Genomic DNA, 21,332 nt, shown 5'->3' on the forward strand with positions numbered 1-21,332 from the left:
TTCTTTTGGGGTTAATTGAATTCTTTTTTTGTGCCTTGTTCTCCAGGCCGCATCAGATTGCTGGTATGGCCAAGGCAGTGTCATGAAAAAACCGCGCAGTCCTTTCGGGCTTGCGCGGCCAAGTTGCCACAGGGAGGAACGCTTTTATAACCGGCCTTAACTGGTTTTGGTCACCTTGCTCAGATGGCGCGGCTTGTCCGGGTCCATGCCGCGCGCCGCCGACAATTGCGCCGCCATCACATAGAAGGCCTGGATCGCCGTGATCGGGTCGAGGTCGGGTGTGACCGCGGTGGGCAAGGTCAGGTCGCGCTCGGCGACGTCTTCCGGCGCCGCCAGCAAGACCTTGGCGCCGCGCTGGCGCATGTCGGCGGCGAGCTGCAGCATGCCGGCCTGGGTCGGTCCGCGCGTGGCGAACATCAGCAGCGGATAGCCTTCGTCGATCAGCGCCATCGGACCGTGCTTGATTTCCGCGCCGCTGAATGCCTCGGCCTGTATGGCGCAGGTCTCCTTGAATTTCAATGCCGCTTCCAGCGCCAGCGGAAAGCCGATGCCGCGTCCCACCACCATGATGCTGCTGGCCGGGGCCAGTGCTTCCACGGCCCTGGACCAGTCGCTGCCGGCGGCGCGTTGCAGCGCTTCCGGCAGGCTTTCCAATGCGTGCAGGAAGGCGGCGTCGTCTTGCCAGTGGCCGGCGAACAGGGCGCCGGCAACCAGGCTGGCGATGAAGCTTTTGGTGGCGGCGACGCTGAGTTCGGCGCCGGCATGCAGCGCGATGCTCCATTCGGCGGCTTGCGCCAGCGGCGACCCGGCGTCGTTGACCAGCGCCAGCGTGGTGGCGCCGCCGTCGCGGAAGTAGCGGATCGGCTCCACCACGTCGGGGCTTTGTCCCGATTGCGAGATGGCGATGGCGAGCGTGTCGCGCGCAATCAGCGGCGCCTTGTTGAGCGTCACCAGCGACATCGGCAGCGAGGCCACGATGTGGCCGAGGCGGGCCATGGTCAGGTAGGCGCAATAGCCGGCGGCGTGATCGGAACTGCCGCGCGCCACCGTAACGATGCGCGCAGGCGGCGCGGCGCGCAACCGGCGGCCCAGCTCGGCATAGCGCGCCTGGTCGCGGACGAGCTGCTCGGCGACATGGCTGCCGGCCGAGCGGGCCTCCTTAAGCATGAGCGAGGTCAATCTTTTCTCCTTCTATGTAAACTTCCTTGAGTCTGAACTGGCGGTCGAACACCAGGATGTCGGCAAAACAGCCGGTCCTGAGGCGGCCGCGTTCCTTGATGCCGAGATAGTCGGCCGGATACGTCGAGGTGCGCAGCGAGGCTTCGGAAATGTCCAGGCCGAGGGTGATCAGGTTGCGCATGGCCTGGTCCATGGTCAGCGTGCTGCCGGCCAGCGTGCCGTCGGCCAGCCGCACGCCGCCGGCGCATTTGTGCACCACTTGGCGGCCCAGGGTGTAGTCGCCGTCGGGCATGCCGGCGGCGGCGGTGGAGTCGGTCACGCAATACAGGCGCGGGATCGCGCGCAGCGCCGCGCGGATCGCGCCCGGATGCACGTGCAGCATGTCGGGAATCAGTTCGGCGTATTCGGCATGCGCCATCGCTGCGCCGGCCATGCCGGGTTCGCGATGATGGAAGCCGCTCATGGCGTTGAACAAATGGGTGAAGCCGGCGGCGCCGTTCTTCAGCGCCGCCACGCCGTCTTCGTAGGTGCCCAGCGTATGGCCGATCTGCACCAGCATGCCGCCGGTGGTGAGGATGCGCACCAGGTCGAGATGGCCGTCGACTTCAGGCGCGATGGTGATCAGTTTCAGCGGCGCGAAGCTGGCCAGCCAGTCGACCTGCTCCAGCGTCGCTTCGATGGCGAAGTCCGGTTGCGCACCGAGTTTGCCGGGGTTGATGTAGGGGCCTTCGAGATGCACGCCGAGGATGCGCGCATGGCCGGGCTCGCGCTTGCGGCTGGCGCTGCCGATGGCTTTCAGGGCGACTTCGAGTTCTTCCAGGGGCGCGGTCATGGTGGTCGCCAGCATGCTGGTGGTGCCGTGGCGCGCATGCAGGCGCGCGATGACGTTGACGGCGTCGCCGCCTTCCATCACATCCTTGCCGCCGCCGCCATGCACATGCAGGTCGATGAAGCCCGGCAGGATGTAGTCGCCGTGATGCGCAGCGTCGGAAGGTTCGATATCGAGCGGCGTGCCGTCGATGTTGCAGATCAGGTCGCCGAAGCTGATGGCGCCGTCGATCCAGCCGTGCGGCGTCAGCACATTGCCGCGGACCCGGGAGATGGAAGACATGAAGTTCGCTCCGTCAAAAAAATGAGAGGTCCCTGCGCAGCAGCAGCAGCAGGGCGCCGTCGGCGGAATCCGCCAGCGCGGGCGTGATGCGCTGTTGCAAGTCCGGGGAAAAATAATCGTACAAGGCGCCCGCCAGTCCGCCGCACAGGGCCAGCGGCAATTGCCTGCCGGGATCCAGCGTGGCCGCCATCAGTTCGATTTCGGCGCCGGCCTGCGCCATGATGCTGCGCGCCGCGTCGTCGTCCTGCGCGTGCGCCACTACCAGCCGCGCCAGCCGGGCGAACGCGGCCTGGTCGGCTTGCGACAGCCAGTCGAGCACGACGTCGCGCTCGGCGCGCCCGGTGGTTTTCGTTGCACCGTCCGCCGCGCAGAAGACCACCGTCGCCGCCGACAGGGCGCCGTGCGGCGCACGGCCGTCGACCACGTGCTGGACGTGATTGATGGCGCGCAGGCCCATCCATGCGCCGCTGGCGTCATCGCCGGAGGGGAAGCCCCAGCCGTCCACCACACGCTCGCTGCCGTCGGCATACAGCGCCACGCCGATGGTGCCGGTGCCGACGGCGATGACGGCGCCGGGCTGTCCCTGATGCGCGCCGAGCAGGGTGGTAACGGCATCGGAGACGATGCGCAGGGCGCCGAATGTCGGCGCCTGTCGGCGAAAATCCTCTGCCCATTGCGCCACGTTGTAACCGGCCACGCCCATGCCTGCCGCCAGGCGCGTCAACGGCGGCATGGCGACGCCGGCAAGCGCGAAAGCGTCGCGCATGGTCGTCCGGATGGCATCCCACGCGGCCGGCGCGCCGTTGCGCAAGGCTGAACCTGGGCCGGTCGCCTCGGCCAGCAGGCTGCCGTCGGCGCGCACGACGCGCGCCAGCGTCTTGGTGCCGCCGCCGTCAATGCCGATCAGGTAGTCGTATGTCCGGTCCATGAGATTCTCAGTGCTGGCGCGACGACACCAGATTGCCGGGCTTCAGGCGGCGCAGCGATTTGCCTTCGGCATCGAACACGTGGAAGGCGTTGCCGGGCGCCGACAGGGCGATTTCCTCGCCGATCCCGACGTTGCGGTTGCCGTCGCCGCGCACCACGATGTCCTGTCCGCCGGACAGCGTCACGTAGATGAAGTTGGCTTCGCCCAAGTGTTCGACCAGGTTGACCTTGCCGCTGAATTGTTCGGAACCGGTCGCGTTTTCATGGATGTGTTCGGCGCGCAGGCCGAGCGTGACCTGGTCGCCGATCCTGGCGTCGCCGGGCGCGACGTCGGCGCTGACCTGCCGCCCGCCCGCGACGGCCACGCGCAGCCCGTCTTCGAAGACGGCGGAAACCAGGCCGGTGAGGAAATTCATTTTGGGTGAGCCGATGAAACCGGCCACGAACAGGTTCTGCGGATGCTGATACAGCTCCAGCGGCGTGCCGGCCTGCTGGATGTGGCCGTCGTGCATGACCACGATCTTGTCGCCCAGGGTCATGGCTTCGACCTGATCGTGGGTGACGTAGACGATGGTGGCGGCCAGTTGCTTGTGCAGCTTGGCGATCTCCAGCCGGGTCTGTACGCGCAGCGCGGCGTCGAGGTTGGACAGCGGTTCGTCGAACAGGAACAGGCGCGGCTTGCGCACGATGGCGCGGCCGATGGCCACGCGCTGGCGCTGGCCGCCGGACAGTTCGCGCGGCAGGCGTTCCAGCAGGTGGTCGATCTTGAGGATGCCGGCGGCGTGGCGGATGCGCTCGTCGATGTCGGCCTTGTTGCTGCCGGCGATCTTGAGGCCGAAGGCCATGTTCTTGTATACGTTCATGTGCGGGTACAGTGCATAGCTTTGGAACACCATCGCGATCCCGCGCCTGGCCGGCGGCAGGTGGTTGACGACGTCGCCGCCGATGGAGAGTTCGCCGCCGCTGATGTCTTCCAGGCCGCACAGCATGCGCAGCAGCGTCGACTTGCCGCAGCCGGACGGGCCGACCAGCACGCAGAATTCGCCGTCGCGGATATCGAGGTTGAGCCCGGCCAGCACGTTCTGCTTGCCGTCGTAGGATTTGGTCAGGTCTTTGATGCTTACGTTTGCCATGATGTTTTACCTTGCTTGTCTGTGGATTACTTCACTGCGCCGGACGTCAGGCCGCGGATCAACTGGCGCGAGAACAGCACGTACAGGACCAGGATCGGGATGACCGCCATCGACAGCGCCGCCAGCACCGAATTCCAGTCGGTCGCATACTGGCCGATGAATTGCTGCACGCCCAGCGTGACGGTCTTGGTCTGGTCGCCGGGCGCCAGGATCAGGGGGAACCACAGATCGTTCCAGGCCGGGATCATGGTGAACACGGCGACGGTGGCGATGGCCGGCCGGATCAGCGGCAGGATCACCTGGAAGAAGATCTTGAATTCGCCGACGCCGTCGCAACGCGCCGCATCCTTCAATTCGGTCGGAATCTGGCGGATGAATTCGGACAGGATCATCACCGCCAGCGGCAGGCCCTGCGCGGTATAGACCAGGATCAGCGCGGTGCGCGTATTGATCAGGTCGAGCGCCACCACCAGTTGCAGGATGGACACGGTGCCGAGGCGGATCGGAATCATGATGCCGATCGCCATGAACAGCGTCATCAGGCGGTTGCCGCGGAACTTGTATTCCGACAGCGCCCAGCCGGCCATCGCGCCGAACAGCACGATCAGGACCAGCGAACCGACCGTCACCACAAGGCTGTTGCCGAAGTAGAGCAGGAAGTTGGTGTTCGACAGCACCTTGTGAAAGCCGATCAGCGAAAAACTCTCGGCCGTCGGGAACGCCATCGGGTCGTCGAAAATCGCCTGGCGCGTCTTGAGCGAATTGATCAGGATCAGCGCAATCGGGAACAGCGCGATCACCGCATACAGGCACAGCACGATATGCACCCAGATGTGGCCGGCCGGGCCGAAGCTGCGCCGGATCAGCGACGGGCCTCCGGCGGCGCCGGTGTGCGCGGGAGCGATGGCGGAAGAAGCGGAAGAAGCGGAGGTCATCGCGGTTCCTTAAAGCTCGTAGCGGGTCAGCTTGCGCTGCACCAGATAAAAATAGGCGCCCACGCCGGCCAGGATCACCAGGAACATCAGCGTAGCCACCGCCGCGCCCATGGTCGGACTGCCGATCTGGGCCTGGTAGCCGAAGAAGGTACGGTAGAAGAACGTGCCGAGCAGGTCGCTGGAATAGTTCGGACCGGCCAGCGCGCCCTTGACCGAATAGATCAGGTCGAAGGCGTTGAAGTTGGCGACGAAGGTCAGGATGGTGACCAGTCCCAGCGTCGGCCAGATCAGCGGCAGCTTGATCTGCCAGAAAATGCGCATGGCGCTCGCGCCTTCGGCGTGGGCCGCTTCCAGTATTTCTTCCGGCACCGCCAGCAGGGCGGCGTAGATCAGCATCATGGGGATGCCGATGTATTGCCAGACCGAGATCAGCGACAGCGTGAACAGCGCCGTCGATTCCTGCCCCAGAAAGGGCGCGAAGTAGTTGCCCAGGCCGACCAGCGTCATGAGCTTTTCGCCGACGCCCCACAACGGGGAAATGATCAGTTGCCAGATGAAACCGATGATCACCACCGACAGCAAGGTCGGCAGGAAGATCAGCGTGCGGTAGGTGCGCGCGCCGCGCAGGCCCTTGAGGCTGAACAGCGTCGCCAGCAGCAGGCCGATGGGATTTTGCAGCAGCATGTGGATGCAGAAGAACTTGACGTTGTTCCACATCGCGTTCCAGAAGGCGCTCGACCAGTCCGAGTCGAACAGGATGGTGCGATAGTTGTCGAGGCCGACGAAGCTGTGCACGCCGGCGTCGTTGCTGGTGTAGAAACCCAGCCGCAGCGTATCCAGCAGAGGGAGGGCGCTGAACAGGGAATAAATGATGACCGCCGGCGCCAGGAAGACGACGATGTGCCAGGGACGGGCTGTTTTCACTGTGACTCCGGACGAGAGAGGGCTGAGAAAGCATCGCTGCATCGATACTGCCGTTCAGTCAAGCTCAGAAACATTCGTCCCTGATGGCAAACCTGCACACCTCGTCGTCCTGACGAAAGTCAGGACCCAGTGTCGTATCGGATGTCTTCACGACACCGGACCCCGGCATTCGCCGGAACGACGGCGACAGGAGGGAATCGGCTTGACCGAACAGCATTACCGCTTCATCGACTCTTTCAGCCTCCTTGTTGAGACGATGCAATATCCATTCAGGTTTATTGTTGCGGCTTGTACCATTTGGCGAACCCGGTCTGGATCTTGGTCGCTGCTTCCAGCGGCGTCATCTTGCCGTTCAGGACTTGCGCGTTGACGTTCCACATCTCGTTTTCCATGCTCGGCGTGCCGCGGTTGAGGATCTGCGAGTTCACGCGGATGGTCGACGAGCACGACTTGCGCCAGTCGATCATCTGCTTGGCGATCGGATCCTTGACCGAGATCAGGTGGTTCGACAGCGAGAAGAAGCCGGTGACCTTGTTGGTGTAGATGTCGGCGAACTCTTGCGAACCCAGCCAGGCCAGGAATTTGTAGGCGTCTTCCTTGTTCTTCGACTTCTTGTTCACGCCCATGCCGATGTCGTTGTGGTCCGAGATGTAGCAGGCGTCGCCGGCTTTCGGCACCGGCGGCGGGAACGCGCCCAGCTCCAGCTTGGCGTTGGCATTGGTGTTGAAATAGGCGATGTCCCACGAACCGGCCGCATACACCGCGCCCTGGCCCAGCGCGAACATGTTCTGGCTGTCGCCGTAGCTCTGCGCGGAGGCGCCCTTGGACAGGTACTTGCCGAGTTTTGCTTCATATTCCCAGGCGCTGACGAACTGCGGATCGGTGAACTTGGCCTTGCCCGCGATCAGCGCCTTGCGGCCGGCTTCGCCCTTCCAGTAGTTGGGGCCGACGCCGGTGAACAGCACCTGGTGCGCTTCCCATTGGTCGGCGGTGCCCAGCACCAGCGGCGTATATTTGCCGCCGGCCTTGACGGTCTCCAGCAATTTGAAGAACTCGGCTTCGGTCTTCGGCGGCTGCAGGTTGAGTTCCTTGAAGATCTTCTGGTTGTACAGGAAGCCGTGCATCACGGAAGCGATCGGCATGCAGAACGTGTCCTTGCCGTCGTCGGTCTGCCAGGCGACTTTGGACGATGCCGGGAAGGACTCCATGCCGGCCTTGCCGTCCAGTTTTTCCAGGTGGCCCTTGTTGTAGAGCGACAGCGACACGTCGAACGGACGGCAGGCGACCAGGTCGCCGGCGGTGCCGCCGGCCAGGCGCGCGGTCAGACTGGAGTCGTATTCGGTGGGGGCGGTCGGGGAGAATTTGACGGTGATGCCGGGATTCTTCTTCTGGAAGGCCGGGATCAGGACGTTTTCCCACAGCGCCAGGTCGTCGACGCGCCAGCTTTCGATGGTCAGGGTGCCGGCCTGGGCGTTGCCGCCGGCCAGAGCGACCAGTACGGCGCTGCCGAGGGTGGCGAGAGCGAGGGCTTTCTTGACGGTTTGCATCAAAGGTCTCCTAATGGTGTTTTTAACATTGATGAAAAGGCCGCTCTGAGTTTCCGAAAAAGTCCGCAATTGCAGAGCCAGCGCCGCGACAGTAGCACCGGAGAAAATGTGATGCGAGCATTGGCAATGACAGTGCAAATAATTTCTTAAGTATTTGATTTGATTAAGAAATGACGGGATTTGCAATCGCGCCGGATTACATATGTTTACAGAAGGTTCGGGGCGATCCGGCGTTGCGGCAAGGGCGGCGCATCGTGCGGCTTTGTAAGGCGTCCGGGCCGGTTAACAGGAAACTCAATAAAACATTACATTTCTTTACAAAACCTGAGTTCAAATAATGTTCTTATCGCGTTGGAGTGCGTAGAACTCATTTCATAAATAGGCGTGAGATAGGCGTGAGATGCCTTCCAGTTACGCTATAGTCACACGCGCTTTGGAGACGCATCAAACCATAATGATAAAAATGACAAGGCCCGGATTGAAGTTGCACAGGGAGATGAATCTGCGCGCCGCAACATTCTTGTTGGCGGCGATATTGCCGTTCTGTTTTTGCCAGCCTGCGAGCGCTGCCAGCCTTGCAGTACCGGGGCAAACACAGCAGCAATCGCAACAATCTCTGCAGGTGCTGCACTGGTGGACCTCGGTCGGCGAACGCAAGGCGGTCGGCGTGCTGATCAGCAAGCTGGCCGAGCAGAATATCCAGTGGCGCGACGCCGCCATTCCGGGCGGCGCCGGCATCGGCGCCGGCAAGGTGCTGAAAAGCATGGTGCTGGCCGGACATGCACCCGAAGTCACGCAACTGAACGGCGTCATCTTCGGCGAATGGGCCGACCTCGGCCTGCTGCTGGAACTGGACAATGTGGCCGTGCAGGGCAACTGGCAAAAGCTGCTGTTCCCGACCGCGTGGTCGCTGCTGAACAACCACGGCCACGTCGTCGCCGCGCCGCTCGGCATCCATCGCATCAACAATCTCTACTACAACCTGGCGATCTTCAACCGTCTCGGGCTGAGCGTGCCGCGCACCTGGGACGAGTTCGAACAGGTCGCCGTCAAGCTGAAGCGGGCCGGCGTCGTCCCGCTGGCGCAGAGCAGCGAGTCGTGGCAGGTCGCCACCTTGTTTGAAACGCTGGTGCTGGCCGAAAGCGGTCCGGCCTATTATCGCCAGTTGTTCGTCGACTTGAACCAGCGCGCGTTTGCCGATGCACGCCTGCTGCATGCGCTCAGGCGCCTGCGCGGACTCAAGCAGGCCATGTCGGCGCCGGTGCGCGAACGTCCCTGGACCGAAGTGGCGCGCGAGTTTGCCGACGGCGATGCCGCCATGTTCATCATGGGCGACTGGGCCAAGGGCGAGTTCAATGCCTGGGGATTGAACGCCGACCAGCAGTTCGGCTGCGCCGCCGTGCCGGGCACCGCCGATTACCATTTGTACAGCATCGACACGCTGGCGATGTTCGCCGACGATTATTCGCACCAGCCGGCGCAGGAAGTGCTGGCGCAAATTGCGATGTCGCCGGCGGTGCAATCCGACTACAATAAATTCAAGGGCGCGATCCCGGTCTGGCGTTCGCCGGACACCAGCAGGATGGATAGCTGTGCGCAGAATTCGTGGCGCGTGTTCAGCAAGGGCGCGACCTATCAGGCGCCGAGCCTGGTGCATCGCATGGCGGCCGACGAAACCACCAAGGACGCCATCGTCGCCGAGCTGCGGCGTTTCTTCGTCGACGACCAGATCAGCGAGGTCGAGACGCAGCGGCGACTGGCGGCGATCGCCAGGGCGCTTTCGCGCAGCGGTAAAGTGGACTAACCAGACAAGCAACAATGACGCGCAAAATCCTCATCGTCGACGACGACCAGAAAACCCGGACGCTCCTGAAAACCTATCTGGAGAAGAACCAGTACGAAGTGCGCCTGGCGCATAACGGCGAAGCCTTCCTGGCCGAGTTCCAGCGCTATGCCGATGAGCTGTCGCTGGTGATCCTCGACGTGATGCTGCCGGACACCGACGGCTTCGCGCTGTGCAAGATCGTGCGCCGCAAATCGAATGTGCCGATCATCATGCTGACCGCCAGCTCGGATGAGACGGACCGCGTGGTAGGTCTGGAGCTCGGCGCCGACGATTACATCGCCAAGCCCTACAGCCCGCGCGAACTGCTGGCGCGCATCAAGGCCATCCATCGCCGCACCGGCATCGACAACGCCGCCGCGCCGCGCTTCTACCGCTTCGTCGGCTTCACGCTGGATACGGTGGAACGCACGTTGTTCGACAGCGCAGGGCAGGTGGTGGCGTTGACCGGCATGGACTATCAGTTGCTGAAGTACTTCGTCGAACATCCCGGGGACGTATTGGACCGCAATGTGCTCAGCGAAGAAACGCGCGGCCGCGACGCCGGTCCGCTGGACCGTTCGCTCGACGTGCAGATCAGCAAGCTGCGCCTGCGCCTGAACGACGGCGGCAAGCAGCCGCATCTGATCAAGACCGTGCGCGGCGCGGGTTACGTATTCTCGGCCGACGTCACGGCAGCGTCGGCCTGATCATGTCGGGGGTGTTGCCGCCATCACCGCCGTCGCCGCCGGACAGGGCTTTGCGCCGCCCGTCCTTTGCCGCGGTCACGCGCGTGCTCGACTGGCTGCTGCCGAATTCGCTGCTGGGCCGCTTGTCGGTGGTGATGATCTTCGGCGTACTGGTAACGCAACTGGCCGGCGGCCTGATCTGGGCCGCGCAACTGCGCACCAGATCCGAAGCCGAGACGCGCATCGCCGCGCAACACCTGGCGCACAGCGCTTCGGGCGCGATCCGCTATTTCATGAGCTTGCCGTCCAATTACCGGCCGATCATGATCCAGCAACTGCGCGAAATGGGCGGCACGCGCTTCTTCATCAACGCCAACAGCGCACGGGTGCCGATCCCGCCGATTGCGCACAACTCGCTGGCCGACATTGCAAGCGAAGCAGCGCTGGAAACCTTGAAATCCGACCTGGCGTTCCTGCCGGAATTCCATCTTGCGTTCGCGTGGCCGGATAACCTGCCGGTATCCGACGACGGGCTGAAGATCGGCGACCTGCCCGACAGTTGGGTGCAGCACATCCTGTTGATCAAGCCCAATCCGGCGCCGGTGCTGGTGATCCAGACCCAGATCGAGTCGGGCAAATGGCTGTACCTGGCGGCGTTGATGCCCAATCCTTACTTCCTCGACAGCAGCAATCCGCTGTCGCTCGACCGCGTGGTGTTGCAAGGCTTGTCGCTGGCGGCGATCCTGTTGCTGACGATCCTGGTGGTGCGCTGGACCACGCGTCCGCTGGCGGCCTTGTCGGATGCGGCCGAAGCTTTCGGCAAAGGCGAGACCGTGCCGGAACTGCCCGAGACCGGCAGCCGCGAGTTCGTCAAGACCGCGCGCGCCTTCAGCGGCATGCGCGAGCGCATCAAACGTTACCTGGAAGACCGCGAGCGCCTGTTCGTGTCGATCTCGCACGACTTGCGCACGCCGATCACGCGCCTGAAGCTGCGCACCGAATTGCTTGACGACGACGACATGCGCACCGAATTCCACGACGACCTCGATGAACTCGACATGATGGTCAAAGGAGCGTTGCAGTCGGTGAAAGACAGCGATATCCACGAGAATCGCACGGAGGTCCGGCTCGACGCGCTGGTCGCGCGCATGATCCGCGACGCCAGCATGGCCGGTCATGAAGTGGCGTTCGAGCCGTGCGGCATCACCGTGATCGCCAAGCCGCTGGCCCTGAAACGCGCCATCGGCAACCTGTTCGACAATGCGCTGCATTATGGCGAGAAGGTCGAGATTTCGATCCGCCAGTCGCAGGCGCTGGAAGGCGACATGGTCGAAATCGAGATCCGCGACCACGGCCCCGGCGTGCCGGAAGACGCCATGGGCAGCCTGTTCCAGCCTTATGTGCGGCTGGAGCACGGACGCAGCGCCAACAGCGGCGGCATGGGCCTCGGCCTGGGCATTGCGCGCAACATCGTGCAGGCGCACGGCGGCGAATTATTACTGCGCAATCACCCGCAGGGCGGCCTGATCGCCACCATCATCCTGCCCGCCAGATAAACGGCGAGACATCCCGGCTCGTCAGCAGGCGTGAGCGACAATGCGCATCGCTCGATGCGCCGGTTCGCGAATGAAGCTGATTAAAATGCAATACGAGACTACAATGTAGCCCAAAGAATTTTCTTTGGTATCTCGCTAACGAATCACGCATGAATCAGACCGCACGCCAAGAACATCAACTCGAACGCCAGGCCGAGCGCCACAAAGATCACGCGGTAATCTTGCTGCACGGCTTGTGCGGGACGAGCCTGGAGCTGGGCACCATTCCCAAGGCGCTGAAAAAAGCCAATTGCAATGTGGTCGAGATACAGATCCCGAACTATTCCGCCGCGCTGACCGAACCGGGCGTCACGCCCAACTGGATGGACTGGTGCGCCATGGTGGAAAGCAGGGTGGTCAAGCTCAAGGAAGAGTACAAGACGGTGTCGCTGTGCGGCCTCAGTATGGGCGCCACGCTGGCGCTGGCGGTGGCCAGCTTCAGCCGCGAAGTGCTGTGCGTGGTGCTGTTGTCGCCGGTGCTGAAATACGACGGCTGGTCGATTCCCTGGTATCACCGGATGATGAACATTCCGTATAGCCTCGGTTATCGCAACTGGACTTACAAGGAAAGCGATCCCTACGGCATCAAGAATTTCGAGATGCGCCGACGGGTCGCCAATGCGCTGAAAAAAGACGGCGTGGCGGCGGTCGGCGCGGCAGCCATCCCGGCGCGCCAATTATGGGCGGCGCAAAAACTGATGGCGTATGTGCGCAACTCCTTGCCGCTGGTGCGCGCCAGCGCGCTGGTGATCCATTCCATCGACGATGAAACGGCCGCGCCGCGCAATGCCGAGATGATCATGGAGAACATCAAGTCGGAAGTGCGCAAGGTGATCTGGCTGGGCGACTGCTATCACATCATCACGGTCGACAATGAGCGCGAGATCGTGACCAACGAAGCGGTGCAGTTCATCAAGCGCAATATTGAAATGCACAGCAACGACATGTCGCTGAAATATCTGCTGCATAATGCGCCGTTGAAGGATCGCCGCTAGGCGCCCGAGGATATGTCATGACTGCCATCAAACTTAGAAACGCCAAACGCTGGAAGACCGGCGGCCTGCGTCCCATCCTGGTCTGCCTGTGCGGCTTCGTCATCGCTTTCGCCTTGCGCTACGTGCTGAGTCCGGTCGTCGACGAAGCCATGTCGATGCTGTTCTTCGCGATCAACTGCATTGTGATGAGCTATCTGTTCGGCTTTGCCTATTCGTTTGGCTTGCTGCTGTTAAGCATCCCGACGGCCTTGTTCTTTTTCCGCAAGCCGTATTTCATGATGGATGGACTGGGCGACAAGGATGTGTTCCTGATCGTGGTGTACGGCAGCATCGTGATGCTGACGTCGTTCATCATTGAATGGCTGCAGCGGGAACGTTATTCCGCCGTGCTGCAGCAGCGCGTGTCGGAAACGCGCTACCAGATGCTGATCGAGTCCGACCAGGCGCGCCGCGCCGAATATGCCGAGCATTTCGAGGCCGTCGCCAAGCGGCAGAGCGAGGAAGCGCGCCCTGTCGGCGTGGCCGAACCGCGGCAACCTTAGGCCTGCAGCAACTGGTGCAACGTGTTGATGGTGTAGTCGATTTCCGCAGCAGTCGTGTAGCGCCCCAGCGAAAAACGGATGGCGCTGCGCGCCAATGCTGCCGGGCGGCCGATCGCCGTCAGCACGTATGACGGCGCCGCATTGGCGGAATTACAGGCCGAACCGGCCGAGACGGCGATATCCAGCAACTGTCCCGCCACCGACACTTCTCCCCCCAGATCGAAACTCACATTGAGGTTGTGCGGAATGCGCGCCGTTTCGGAGCCGTTCAGCACCACGCCGGGCAGCGCCTTCAGGCCTTGCCACAAACGGTCGCGCAAGATGCGGATGCGCGCCGCTTCTTCATCCAGCAAACTCGCGGCGAGCGCAAAGGCTTCGCCCATGCCGACGATCTGGTGCGTCGCCAGGGTGCCGGAGCGCATGCCGTTTTCATGGCCGCCGCCGTCGATCTGGGCTTCCAGCTTGAGCGCCGGATTGTGGCGCACGAAGAGGGCACCGATGCCTTTCGGACCATAAATCTTGTGCGCGCTGAACGACATCAGGTCGACCTTCAGCGCACGCAGGTCGATGGCGATCTTGCCGGCGGCCTGCACTGCGTCGACATGGAACACGATGCCGCGCGCCCCGCAGATCTCGCCCAGCTCGGCGATGGGCTGGATCACGCCGATTTCGTTGTTGACCATCATGACCGAGGCGACGATGGTGTCCGGCCGCAGCGCGGCCTGGAGCTGCTCGACCGTGACCAGGCCGTCGGCCTGCGGTTGCAGGTAGGTGACTTCGAAGCCGGCGCGTTCCAGCGTGTGCATGGTGTCGAGCACCGCCTTGTGTTCGGTGCTGACGGTGATCAGGTGTTTGCCGCGGCCGGCTTCGCGCAGAGCATGGGCTGCGCCTTTCAAGGCCAGGTTGTTGGATTCGGTGGCGCCTGAGGTCCAGACGATTTCGCCGGCTTGCGCACCGACCAGGGCAGCGACCTGCTTGCGCGCCTTTTCCACAGCGGCCTTGGCTTCCCAGCCGAAAGAATGCGAACTGCTGGCAGGATTGCCGAACTTCTCGGTCAGGTAGGCGCACATCCTGGCTGCCACCTGGGGATCGACCGGCGTGGTCGCGGAATAATCGAGATAGATCGGAAACTGCAGCGGCGCTTCGTCGGCGGCGACTGAGGGGGAGGGACAGGCAGAAGGAGCATTCATGACGATGAATCCGAAGTGAGGATGTGCTTACGGTACGACGAAATGTATAGATGAAAAACGAATATAAACTAATTTCAATATGCAATTTTCAACTTATGGAAAAACTCGCCTCATGAAAGCTGATCGGCCTTGGCTGCACCGTATTCGCAATTTTTCGTATTAAGTTATGCAAAATGATTATACTTAAACAGAATATATATTGCCCTATAATTCGAAAATCATATAAACCATAATAATATGGACTTAAACCAACTGGAAGCTTTTTCGGCGGTCATGACGATAGGCAGCGTAACCGGAGCCGGGCGCAGCCTGGGACGGTCGCAACCGGCCGTCAGCAAGGCGATCCAGGACTTGGAAAGCGAACTCGGCTACGCGCTCTTTGACCGCAACGGTCCGCGTGTGACGCCCACCGACAAGGCTTTCCTGTTGTATGAGGAAGTCGAGCGTTCCTTGGTCGGTTTGCGCACGATCCGCGAGCGCGCCCTCGAAATCGGCCGTGACGAAATCCAGCCCATCCATTTGGTGGCGACCCCGGCGCTGGCCTCGACCATTGCGCCGGCAGCCCTGAAACTGGTGGAAAAGAACGGTCTGCCGGAACATATCCATCTACGCAGCGCTTCGGCTGAACAAGTCGTGCATTCGGTGCTGCACCGCACCGTCAGCCTCGGCCTGACCAGCCTGCCGGTAGGGCACCGCGGCCTCGACCTGCACTGGATCGGCCAGGCGCCGTGCGTGGCGGTGCTGCGCACGGACAATCCGCTGGCGAAGGCGGATGTGGTGACGATCGATGCCTTGCGCGGCCAGCGCATCATCACCATGTCCAATCGCTACCGTTTGCGCCAACGCATCGATATGGCGCTGGGACAGGACAAGCCCCTGGACGTCGCCATCGAAACCAATACCTCCTTCAACGCCATCATGGCCGCGCATGCCGGACTGGGCGTGGCGCTGGTCGAGCCGATGACGGCGCTGGGCATGCCGATCGAAGGCCTGGCGGTGCGACCGCTGGCGGTGAACATCCCGTTTTATTTCGGCGTGGTCACGCCTTTCGGCAAGCCGGTCGACGGCTTGACGCAGGCGCTGATCGGCGCCATCGAAACGGCCGCGCGCGACATTTTGCACGGTTTCGTCAAGCGCGACGCCGGCGACCATGACGATTTGCTGTGAGCGCAGGTGAGCCATTGATCGAACGACAAGCATGCACAAGATATTTCAACTTCAGCCGACACGGAAAGGGCGTTCATCGTGAGTGAAGCCATTGATACCATACCGGCGACGCCGGGAGCCGGCGGGCTGGCCGCGCTGGAAGTCCGCCTGCGGCAAGACCTGGCCTGGCTGGAATTGCCGGCCAAATCATGGATGCCGGCCACGACCGTGGACGGCAATCCGGTGCTGGACGTGGCCATCATCGGCGGCGGCCAGGCCGGCATGGCGGCGGCGGTGTCGCTGCTGCACCTGGGCGTCAATGCAGTGATCTACGATCAGTCGCCAGCCGGTTTTGAAGGGCCGTGGGCGACCACCGCGCGCATGGAAACCCTGCGTTCGCCGAAAAAGCTGACCGGCCCTGCGCTGGGCTTTGCGGCGCTGACGTTCCGCGCCTGGTTCGAGGCACAGTTCGGGCTGGACGAGTGGGAAGCGCTCGACAAGATTCCGCGCCTGCAATGGATGGATTACCTGCGCTGGTACCGCAAGGTGATGGCGCTGGACGTGCGCAACGATCATCGCGTCGGCGCCATCGTGCCGCGCGCCGACGGCGTGGTCGAACTGCACATCGAGGCGCCGGCCGGCAAGTCGGTCGTGCTGGCGCGCCGCGTGGTGGTGGCGACCGGCCGCGACGGCCTTGGCGGCGCCTACCTGCCGCCGCTGGCGCAAAGCCTGCCGCGCGAACTGTGGGCGCATTCGTCGGATGACATGGATTACGGCAAGCTGGCCGGCAAGCGCGTCGGCGTGATCGGCGCCGGAGCGTCCTCGATGGACAGCGCGGCGACGGCGTTGGAAGCTGGCGCCGCGCGCGTGGATCTGTTGATTCGCCGTCGGGAACTGCCGCGCATCAACAAGGGCAAGGGCGCCGGCAATCCGGGCCTGACCAACGGCCACCTGCATTTGCCGGACGAATGGAAATGGCGCATCCGCCATTACGTCAACGTGCAGCAGACGCCGCCGCCGGGCGGCAGCGTGCAGCGCGTGGCGAAATTTCCCAATGCGCGTTTCCTGTTCGGCGCCGCCATCGACAAGGTCGAGGTCAACGCCGACGGCTTGCGCGTGACGACGCCGCGCGGCGTGTTCGACCTGGACTTCCTGATTTTTTCGACCGGGTTTCGCATCGACTGGACCGTGCGTCCCGAGTTCGCGACAATCGCGCCGCACATCCGCAACTGGCGTTCGCGCTATATGCCGCCGCTCGGCGACGAGGACATGGAGTTGTCCGATTCGCCCGATCTGGGGCCGGTATTCGAATTCCAGCAAAAACATCCCGGCAGCCTGCCCGGACTGGAGCGCGTGCATTGCTTCTGCTATCCGGCGGCGCTCTCGCACGGCACGCTGTCGGGCGATATCCCGGCCATCAGCGACGGCGCGCAACGGCTGGCGCAGGGCATCGCCGCCTTGTTCTACGGCGAAGATGTCGAGTTCCACTACGCCAATATCCAGGCCTACGCCGAGCCCGAACTGGTCGGCGACGAATGGACGCCGTCCGAGCCGACCGAGGCCGAGCGAGCGGCATTGGGCGCGGGAGCCGGCCGATGAGCGGGACGATCTTGCGCAGCGTCCTGCAGGCGTTCGCGGTGCTGCTGTTGATGACGGTGATCGTCTTCTTCGGCCTGCACATGATCGGCAATCCGGTCGACATCCTGATCGGCCAGGACGTCGACCAGGTCGATCGTCTGCGCATCATCAGGGAGCTCGGACTGGACCAGCCGATCTGGCGCCAGTACCTGGCCTTCCTCAACGGCGCGCTGCACGGCAATCTCGGCAACAGCTTCGTCTATAACGAACCGGCCATCAAGCTGATCTTCCAGCGCCTGCCGGCCACGCTGGAACTGGCGTTCGCCGCGCTGATCCTGGCCGTGCTGATCGGCATTCCGCTCGGCCTGCTGGCGGGACTGTTTCCCGAAAATCCATTCTCGCGCATGATCATGACCGGCAGCATCCTCGGCTTTTCGCTGCCGACCTTCTGGATCGGGCTGATGCTGATCATGGCGTTCAGCGTCTCGCTGGGCTGGCTGCCTTCGGGCGGACGGGGCCAGACGGCGGGGCTGTTCGGCGTGCAATGGTCGTGGCTGACGGCCGACGGCCTGCGCCACCTGATCCTGCCGGCGCTGAATCTGTCGCTGTTCAAGATATCGCTGGTGATCCGCCTGACGCGCGCCAACGTGCGCGAAGTGCTGCCGATGGATTTCGTCAAGTTCGCCCGCGCCAAAGGCCTGTCTCCGTTGCGCGTGGTGCTGATGTATGTGTTGCGCAATACGCTGATTCCGCTGGTGACGGTGCTCGGCCTGGAGTTCGGCTCGACCATCGCGTTCGCCGTGGTGACCGAAAGCATCTTCGCCTGGCCCGGTTCGGGCAAGCTGATCCTGGACAGCATCAATGCGCTGGATCGTCCGGTCATCGTGGCGTACATGATGGTGATCGTGTGCCTGTTCGTGACGCTGAACCTGATTGTCGACGTGCTGTACAAGGTGCTGGATCCGCGTGTGCGGGTGGAGGCGCGAGTATGAGCGACCTGCCTGCGACAAACGCCGCGCCCATGACGCAGCAGGAAGTGCGGGCCAGGGTTGCGGCCCTGTCGGCATTCCCGGCGCCGCGCCGCGAGTCGCCGTGGCGCCGCGTGATGCGCGGTTTCCTGGCGTCGAAGACGGCCATGTTCGGCCTGGCGGTCGCCGTGCTGCTGATGATCGCCGCGCTGGCCGCGCCCTGGCTGACGCCGCAGAATCCCTACGACCTGATGCAACTGGACGTGCTCGACGCGCGCCTGCCGCCCGGCAGCGCCAACGGTCTCGGCACGTATACCTATTGGCTGGGCACGGACGGCCAGGGGCGCGACCTGTATTCCGGCATCCTGTACGGCTTGCGCATCAGCGTCGGCATCGGCGTCGGTTCGGCGCTGCTGGCCGGCGTGATCGGCACCCTGATCGGTTTGCTGGCGGCCTATGCCGGCGGCAAGGTCGACAGCGCGCTGATGCGGCTGGCCGACTTGGTACTGTCGTTTCCGTCCATCCTGGTATCGATGCTGATCCTGGCTTACCTCGGCAAGGGCATCTTCAACGTCATGGTGACGCTGGTGGTGCTGGAGTGGGCCTATTACGCCCGCACTGCGCGCGGCCAGGCGCTGGTCGAGCGGCAGAAGGAATACGTCGAAGCCGCGCGCGGCCTGGGCGTGTCGGGCTGGCGCATCATGGTGCGCCACATCCTGCCGAACTGCCTGCCGCCGCTGATCGTGATCGGCACTTTGCAGATCGCGCGCGCCATCACGCTGGAGGCGACCCTGAGTTTCCTTGGCTTGGGCGTGCCGATCACCGAGCCGTCGCTGGGATTGCTGATTTCCAACGGCTACCAATACATGCTGTCCGGCGAATACTGGATCAGCTTCTATCCCGGCATTGCGCTGCTGATCGTGATCGTCGCCATCAACATGGTCGGCGACCGCCTGCGCGATGTCATGAATCCACGGTGGCAACGATGAGCGCGCCGACGTCTGTGCCCACACTTGAGGTACGCAACCTGCGTACGCACTTTTTTACGCCCGGCGGCGTGCTGCCGGCGGTCGACGATGTCTCGCTGACGCTGGAGCGCGGCCGCATCCTCGGACTGGTGGGCGAATCCGGATCGGGCAAGACCGTCACCGGTTTTTCCATCCTCGGCCTGCTGGACGCGCCGGGCCGCATCGTCGGCGGCCAGATTCTGTTCCAGGGCCGGGATCTGGTGACGCTGGACAAGAAGAGTTTGCGCGCCCTGCAAGGCAACCGCATCGCGATGATCTTCCAGGATCCGATGATGACGCTGAATCCGGTCTTGCGCGTGGACGAGCAGATGATCGACGCCGTCCAGGCGCACAGCAAGGCCGGCCGCGAGCAGGCGCGCGAGCTTGCCCGCGATACGCTGGGCATGATGGGCATCGCCAGCCCGGAAGAGCGCCTGCGCGCCTATCCGCATCAATTGTCCGGCGGCATGCGCCAGCGCGTGGCGATTGCGATCGCCTTGCTCCACAAGCCGGACCTGATCATCGCCGACGAGCCGACCACGGCGCTCGATGTCACGATCCAGGCGCAGATCCTGTCGGAAGTGCAAAAGCTAGCGCGCCAGCATGGCACCGCGCTGATCTGGATCACCCACGATCTGTCGGTGGTGGCCGGCCTGGCCGACGACATCGCCGTGATGTATTCCGGCCGCATCGTCGAACAGGGCAAGGTCGCCGATGTGCTCGACCAGCCGCTGCATCCGTACACCCAGGGCCTGATCGGCAGTTTGCCGAGCAACAACCGCCGCGGCGAGCGGTTGCGCCAGATTCCCGGCCTGACGCCGAACCTGCTGCATTTGCCGCCGACCTGCGCGTTTGCTGCGCGTTGCGAACGCGTCAGCGAGCAATGCCTGACGCGTCCCGGGATGACCGAGCCGCTGCCTGGCCATGCGGTGCGTTGTTTCCATCCGGCCGTGCCGGTTCATGCAGTGGAGTTCCGTCATGGATAAGGCAAGCGACAAACGCATCCCGCTGGTGGAAGCGCGCCAGGTCGGAAAACGCTTCGGCGAACGCAAGCCGCGCCCGTTCGAGCGTCAGTTGACGGCGCGCGGCTGGATGCGTCCGGCCGCCGTTACGCGGGCGCTCGACACCGTCGACCTGCATGTCATGCCCGGCGAAGTGGTCGGGCTGGTGGGCGAATCCGGCTGCGGCAAGTCGACGCTGGGCCGCATCGTCAGCGGCTTGCTGGCGCCGTCTTCGGGGCAGGTGCTGGTCGACGGCGTCGACCGCAACCGGCTTAGCGCGCGGGAAGCGCATGACACGCGGCGCAAGGTGCAGATGATTTTCCAGAATCCCTACGCCAGCCTCAACCCGCGCCTGCGCGTCGACCAGATCGTCGGCGAAGCCGCGCTGATCCACGGCAAGGCGGACAAGGCCGGACTCGACGATTACGTCTGCGCGCAACTGTTGCGCGCCGGCCTCGCCCCGGAACTGCGCGACCGCTATCCGCACCAGTTCAGCGGCGGCCAGCGCCAGCGCATCGGCATCGCCCGCGCGCTGGCCGTGCAGCCGCAGATGCTGGTGGCGGACGAAGCGGTGGCGGCGCTGGACGTGTCGATCCAGGCGCAGATACTGAACCTGTTCATGGATCTGCGCGAGCAGCTCGGCCTGACCTATCTTTTCATCAGCCATGACCTGGGCGTGGTCGAGCATGTCTCCGACCGCGTCGTGATCATGTACCTGGGACGCATCGTCGAAAGCGCCGCCGTCGATGACCTGTTCGCGCGGCCCAACCATCCGTACACGCAAGCCTTGCTGGCCGAAGTGCCGCGGCTGCAGGCGCGCAACAAGTCCTTTACGGCGATCAAGGGCGAGATTCCCAGTCCGCTGAATCCGCCCCCGGGATGTCATTTTCATCCGCGCTGCCCGCATGCGATGGCGCGCTGCCGCGAAGAAGCGCCGGTGCTGAAGGAAGTCGCGCCGGGCCATGCGAGCGCATGTCATTTGAACGACCAGTAAGCCATATCGCGTTTCAGAACCGCAGTTTTTATCCCACACCCAACCGAGG

19 protein-coding genes are annotated in these 21,332 nt (G+C 63.4%); 11 read left to right on the plus strand and 8 right to left on the minus strand.

Annotated features, from left to right (window positions below; genetic code table 11):
- Positions 1–156: 156 nt before the first annotated feature.
- The 7 genes from RV1423_RS02580 to RV1423_RS02615 form a co-directional block, all read right to left on the minus strand.
- Entirely contained in the window at positions 157–1,167 is a 1,011-nt protein-coding gene (locus RV1423_RS02580) for an SIS domain-containing protein (RefSeq protein WP_034292800.1), read from the minus strand.
- A complete protein-coding gene (gene nagA, locus RV1423_RS02585) occupies positions 1,160–2,290 on the minus strand; it encodes an N-acetylglucosamine-6-phosphate deacetylase (RefSeq protein WP_034292802.1) in 1,131 nt (376 codons plus the stop codon). Before nagA ends, RV1423_RS02580 begins: the two co-directional genes overlap by 8 nt.
- Before the next feature lie 13 nt (positions 2,291–2,303).
- Entirely contained in the window at positions 2,304–3,218 is a 915-nt protein-coding gene (locus tag RV1423_RS02590) for a BadF/BadG/BcrA/BcrD ATPase family protein (RefSeq protein WP_034292805.1), read from the minus strand.
- A 7-nt stretch (positions 3,219–3,225) separates the two neighbouring features.
- Positions 3,226–4,350, minus strand: a complete 1,125-nt coding sequence (locus RV1423_RS02595; RefSeq protein ID WP_034292807.1) for an ABC transporter ATP-binding protein — start codon at positions 4,348–4,350, stop codon at positions 3,226–3,228.
- Between the two features lie 26 nt (positions 4,351–4,376).
- Entirely contained in the window at positions 4,377–5,285 is a 909-nt protein-coding gene (locus RV1423_RS02600; RefSeq protein ID WP_081768654.1) for a carbohydrate ABC transporter permease, read from the minus strand.
- A gap of 9 nt (positions 5,286–5,294) precedes the next feature.
- The gene (locus RV1423_RS02605) at positions 5,295–6,209 is read right to left on the minus strand and encodes a carbohydrate ABC transporter permease (protein ID WP_034292809.1); all 915 of its coding nucleotides are present in this window, start codon (positions 6,207–6,209) and stop codon (positions 5,295–5,297) included.
- Between the two features lie 275 nt (positions 6,210–6,484).
- Positions 6,485–7,756: an ABC transporter substrate-binding protein gene (locus tag RV1423_RS02615; protein ID WP_034292813.1), complete on the minus strand. Its 1,272-nt coding sequence runs from the start codon at positions 7,754–7,756 to the stop codon at positions 6,485–6,487.
- Between the two features lie 496 nt (positions 7,757–8,252).
- On the opposite strand from RV1423_RS02615, the gene RV1423_RS02620 reads away from it, so the two are divergent.
- From RV1423_RS02620 to RV1423_RS02640, 5 genes are all read left to right on the plus strand, one after another.
- Positions 8,253–9,560 (plus strand): ABC transporter substrate-binding protein, encoded by a 1,308-nt coding sequence (locus tag RV1423_RS02620; protein ID WP_231502023.1) that lies wholly within the window; start codon positions 8,253–8,255, stop codon positions 9,558–9,560.
- A 14-nt stretch (positions 9,561–9,574) separates the two neighbouring features.
- A complete protein-coding gene (locus RV1423_RS02625) occupies positions 9,575–10,288 on the plus strand; it encodes a response regulator (RefSeq protein WP_034292815.1) in 714 nt (237 codons plus the stop codon).
- Positions 10,289–10,290: 2 nt separating this feature from the next.
- Positions 10,291–11,823 carry an ATP-binding protein gene (locus RV1423_RS02630; RefSeq protein ID WP_034292818.1) on the plus strand — a complete coding sequence of 511 codons (1,533 nt, stop codon included), beginning with the start codon at positions 10,291–10,293 and terminating at the stop codon, positions 11,821–11,823.
- 149 nt (positions 11,824–11,972) lie between these two features.
- Positions 11,973–12,857, plus strand: coding sequence for a carboxylesterase (locus RV1423_RS02635; RefSeq protein WP_034292820.1), 885 nt, complete (start codon positions 11,973–11,975; stop codon positions 12,855–12,857).
- 17 nt (positions 12,858–12,874) lie between these two features.
- Entirely contained in the window at positions 12,875–13,399 is a 525-nt protein-coding gene (locus tag RV1423_RS02640; RefSeq protein WP_034292821.1) for a DUF4118 domain-containing protein, read from the plus strand.
- Here RV1423_RS02640 and RV1423_RS02645 read toward each other — a convergent pair.
- A complete protein-coding gene (locus tag RV1423_RS02645) occupies positions 13,396–14,589 on the minus strand; it encodes an IscS subfamily cysteine desulfurase (RefSeq protein WP_051516435.1) in 1,194 nt (397 codons plus the stop codon). The two genes, RV1423_RS02640 and RV1423_RS02645, sit on opposite strands and share 4 nt — an antisense overlap.
- A gap of 237 nt (positions 14,590–14,826) precedes the next feature.
- On the opposite strand from RV1423_RS02645, the gene RV1423_RS02650 reads away from it, so the two are divergent.
- The 6 genes from RV1423_RS02650 (at position 14,827) to RV1423_RS02675 (ending at position 21,283) form a co-directional block, all read left to right on the plus strand.
- Positions 14,827–15,756 (plus strand): LysR family transcriptional regulator, encoded by a 930-nt coding sequence (locus tag RV1423_RS02650; protein ID WP_034292823.1) that lies wholly within the window; start codon positions 14,827–14,829, stop codon positions 15,754–15,756.
- Positions 15,757–15,834: 78 nt separating this feature from the next.
- On the plus strand, positions 15,835–17,334 hold the full coding sequence (locus RV1423_RS02655; protein WP_231502024.1) for an NAD(P)-binding domain-containing protein: 1,500 nt from the start codon (positions 15,835–15,837) through the stop codon (positions 17,332–17,334).
- Complete coding sequence (locus RV1423_RS02660; RefSeq protein WP_034292825.1) at positions 17,331–18,305, plus strand: ABC transporter permease; 975 nt, start codon at positions 17,331–17,333, stop codon at positions 18,303–18,305. Before RV1423_RS02655 ends, RV1423_RS02660 begins: the two co-directional genes overlap by 4 nt.
- A 29-nt stretch (positions 18,306–18,334) precedes the next feature.
- Complete coding sequence (locus RV1423_RS02665; RefSeq protein ID WP_034293127.1) at positions 18,335–19,270, plus strand: ABC transporter permease; 936 nt, start codon at positions 18,335–18,337, stop codon at positions 19,268–19,270.
- Positions 19,267–20,274 (plus strand): ABC transporter ATP-binding protein, encoded by a 1,008-nt coding sequence (locus tag RV1423_RS02670; protein ID WP_034292828.1) that lies wholly within the window; start codon positions 19,267–19,269, stop codon positions 20,272–20,274. The genes RV1423_RS02665 and RV1423_RS02670 overlap by 4 nt, the downstream gene beginning before the upstream one ends.
- Positions 20,267–21,283 carry an ABC transporter ATP-binding protein gene (locus RV1423_RS02675; protein WP_034292830.1) on the plus strand — a complete coding sequence of 339 codons (1,017 nt, stop codon included), beginning with the start codon at positions 20,267–20,269 and terminating at the stop codon, positions 21,281–21,283. The genes RV1423_RS02670 and RV1423_RS02675 overlap by 8 nt, the downstream gene beginning before the upstream one ends.
- Positions 21,284–21,332 lie beyond the last annotated feature (49 nt).

The organism is Herbaspirillum sp. RV1423, assembly GCF_000577615.1.
In the GTDB taxonomy this organism is placed as follows: domain Bacteria; phylum Pseudomonadota; class Gammaproteobacteria; order Burkholderiales; family Burkholderiaceae_D; genus Herbaspirillum.

Coding starts and splice junctions, on each gene's coding strand:
- RV1423_RS02580 (WP_034292800.1), bottom strand. CDS start 1,167: ATGCTTAAGGAGGCCCGCTCGGCCGGCAGCCATGTCGCCGAGCAGCTC.
- nagA (WP_034292802.1), bottom strand. CDS start 2,290: ATGTCTTCCATCTCCCGGGTCCGCGGCAATGTGCTGACGCCGCACGGC.
- RV1423_RS02590 (WP_034292805.1), bottom strand. CDS start 3,218: ATGGACCGGACATACGACTACCTGATCGGCATTGACGGCGGCGGCACC.
- RV1423_RS02595 (WP_034292807.1), bottom strand. CDS start 4,350: ATGGCAAACGTAAGCATCAAAGACCTGACCAAATCCTACGACGGCAAG.
- RV1423_RS02600 (WP_081768654.1), bottom strand. CDS start 5,285: ATGACCTCCGCTTCTTCCGCTTCTTCCGCCATCGCTCCCGCGCACACC.
- RV1423_RS02615 (WP_034292813.1), bottom strand. CDS start 7,756: ATGCAAACCGTCAAGAAAGCCCTCGCTCTCGCCACCCTCGGCAGCGCC.
- RV1423_RS02620 (WP_231502023.1), top strand. CDS start 8,253: ATGAATCTGCGCGCCGCAACATTCTTGTTGGCGGCGATATTGCCGTTC.
- RV1423_RS02625 (WP_034292815.1), top strand. CDS start 9,575: ATGACGCGCAAAATCCTCATCGTCGACGACGACCAGAAAACCCGGACG.
- RV1423_RS02630 (WP_034292818.1), top strand. CDS start 10,291: ATGTCGGGGGTGTTGCCGCCATCACCGCCGTCGCCGCCGGACAGGGCT.
- RV1423_RS02635 (WP_034292820.1), top strand. CDS start 11,973: ATGAATCAGACCGCACGCCAAGAACATCAACTCGAACGCCAGGCCGAG.
- RV1423_RS02640 (WP_034292821.1), top strand. CDS start 12,875: ATGACTGCCATCAAACTTAGAAACGCCAAACGCTGGAAGACCGGCGGC.
- RV1423_RS02645 (WP_051516435.1), bottom strand. CDS start 14,589: ATGAATGCTCCTTCTGCCTGTCCCTCCCCCTCAGTCGCCGCCGACGAA.
- RV1423_RS02650 (WP_034292823.1), top strand. CDS start 14,827: ATGGACTTAAACCAACTGGAAGCTTTTTCGGCGGTCATGACGATAGGC.
- RV1423_RS02660 (WP_034292825.1), top strand. CDS start 17,331: ATGAGCGGGACGATCTTGCGCAGCGTCCTGCAGGCGTTCGCGGTGCTG.
- RV1423_RS02665 (WP_034293127.1), top strand. CDS start 18,335: ATGACGCAGCAGGAAGTGCGGGCCAGGGTTGCGGCCCTGTCGGCATTC.
- RV1423_RS02670 (WP_034292828.1), top strand. CDS start 19,267: ATGAGCGCGCCGACGTCTGTGCCCACACTTGAGGTACGCAACCTGCGT.
- RV1423_RS02675 (WP_034292830.1), top strand. CDS start 20,267: ATGGATAAGGCAAGCGACAAACGCATCCCGCTGGTGGAAGCGCGCCAG.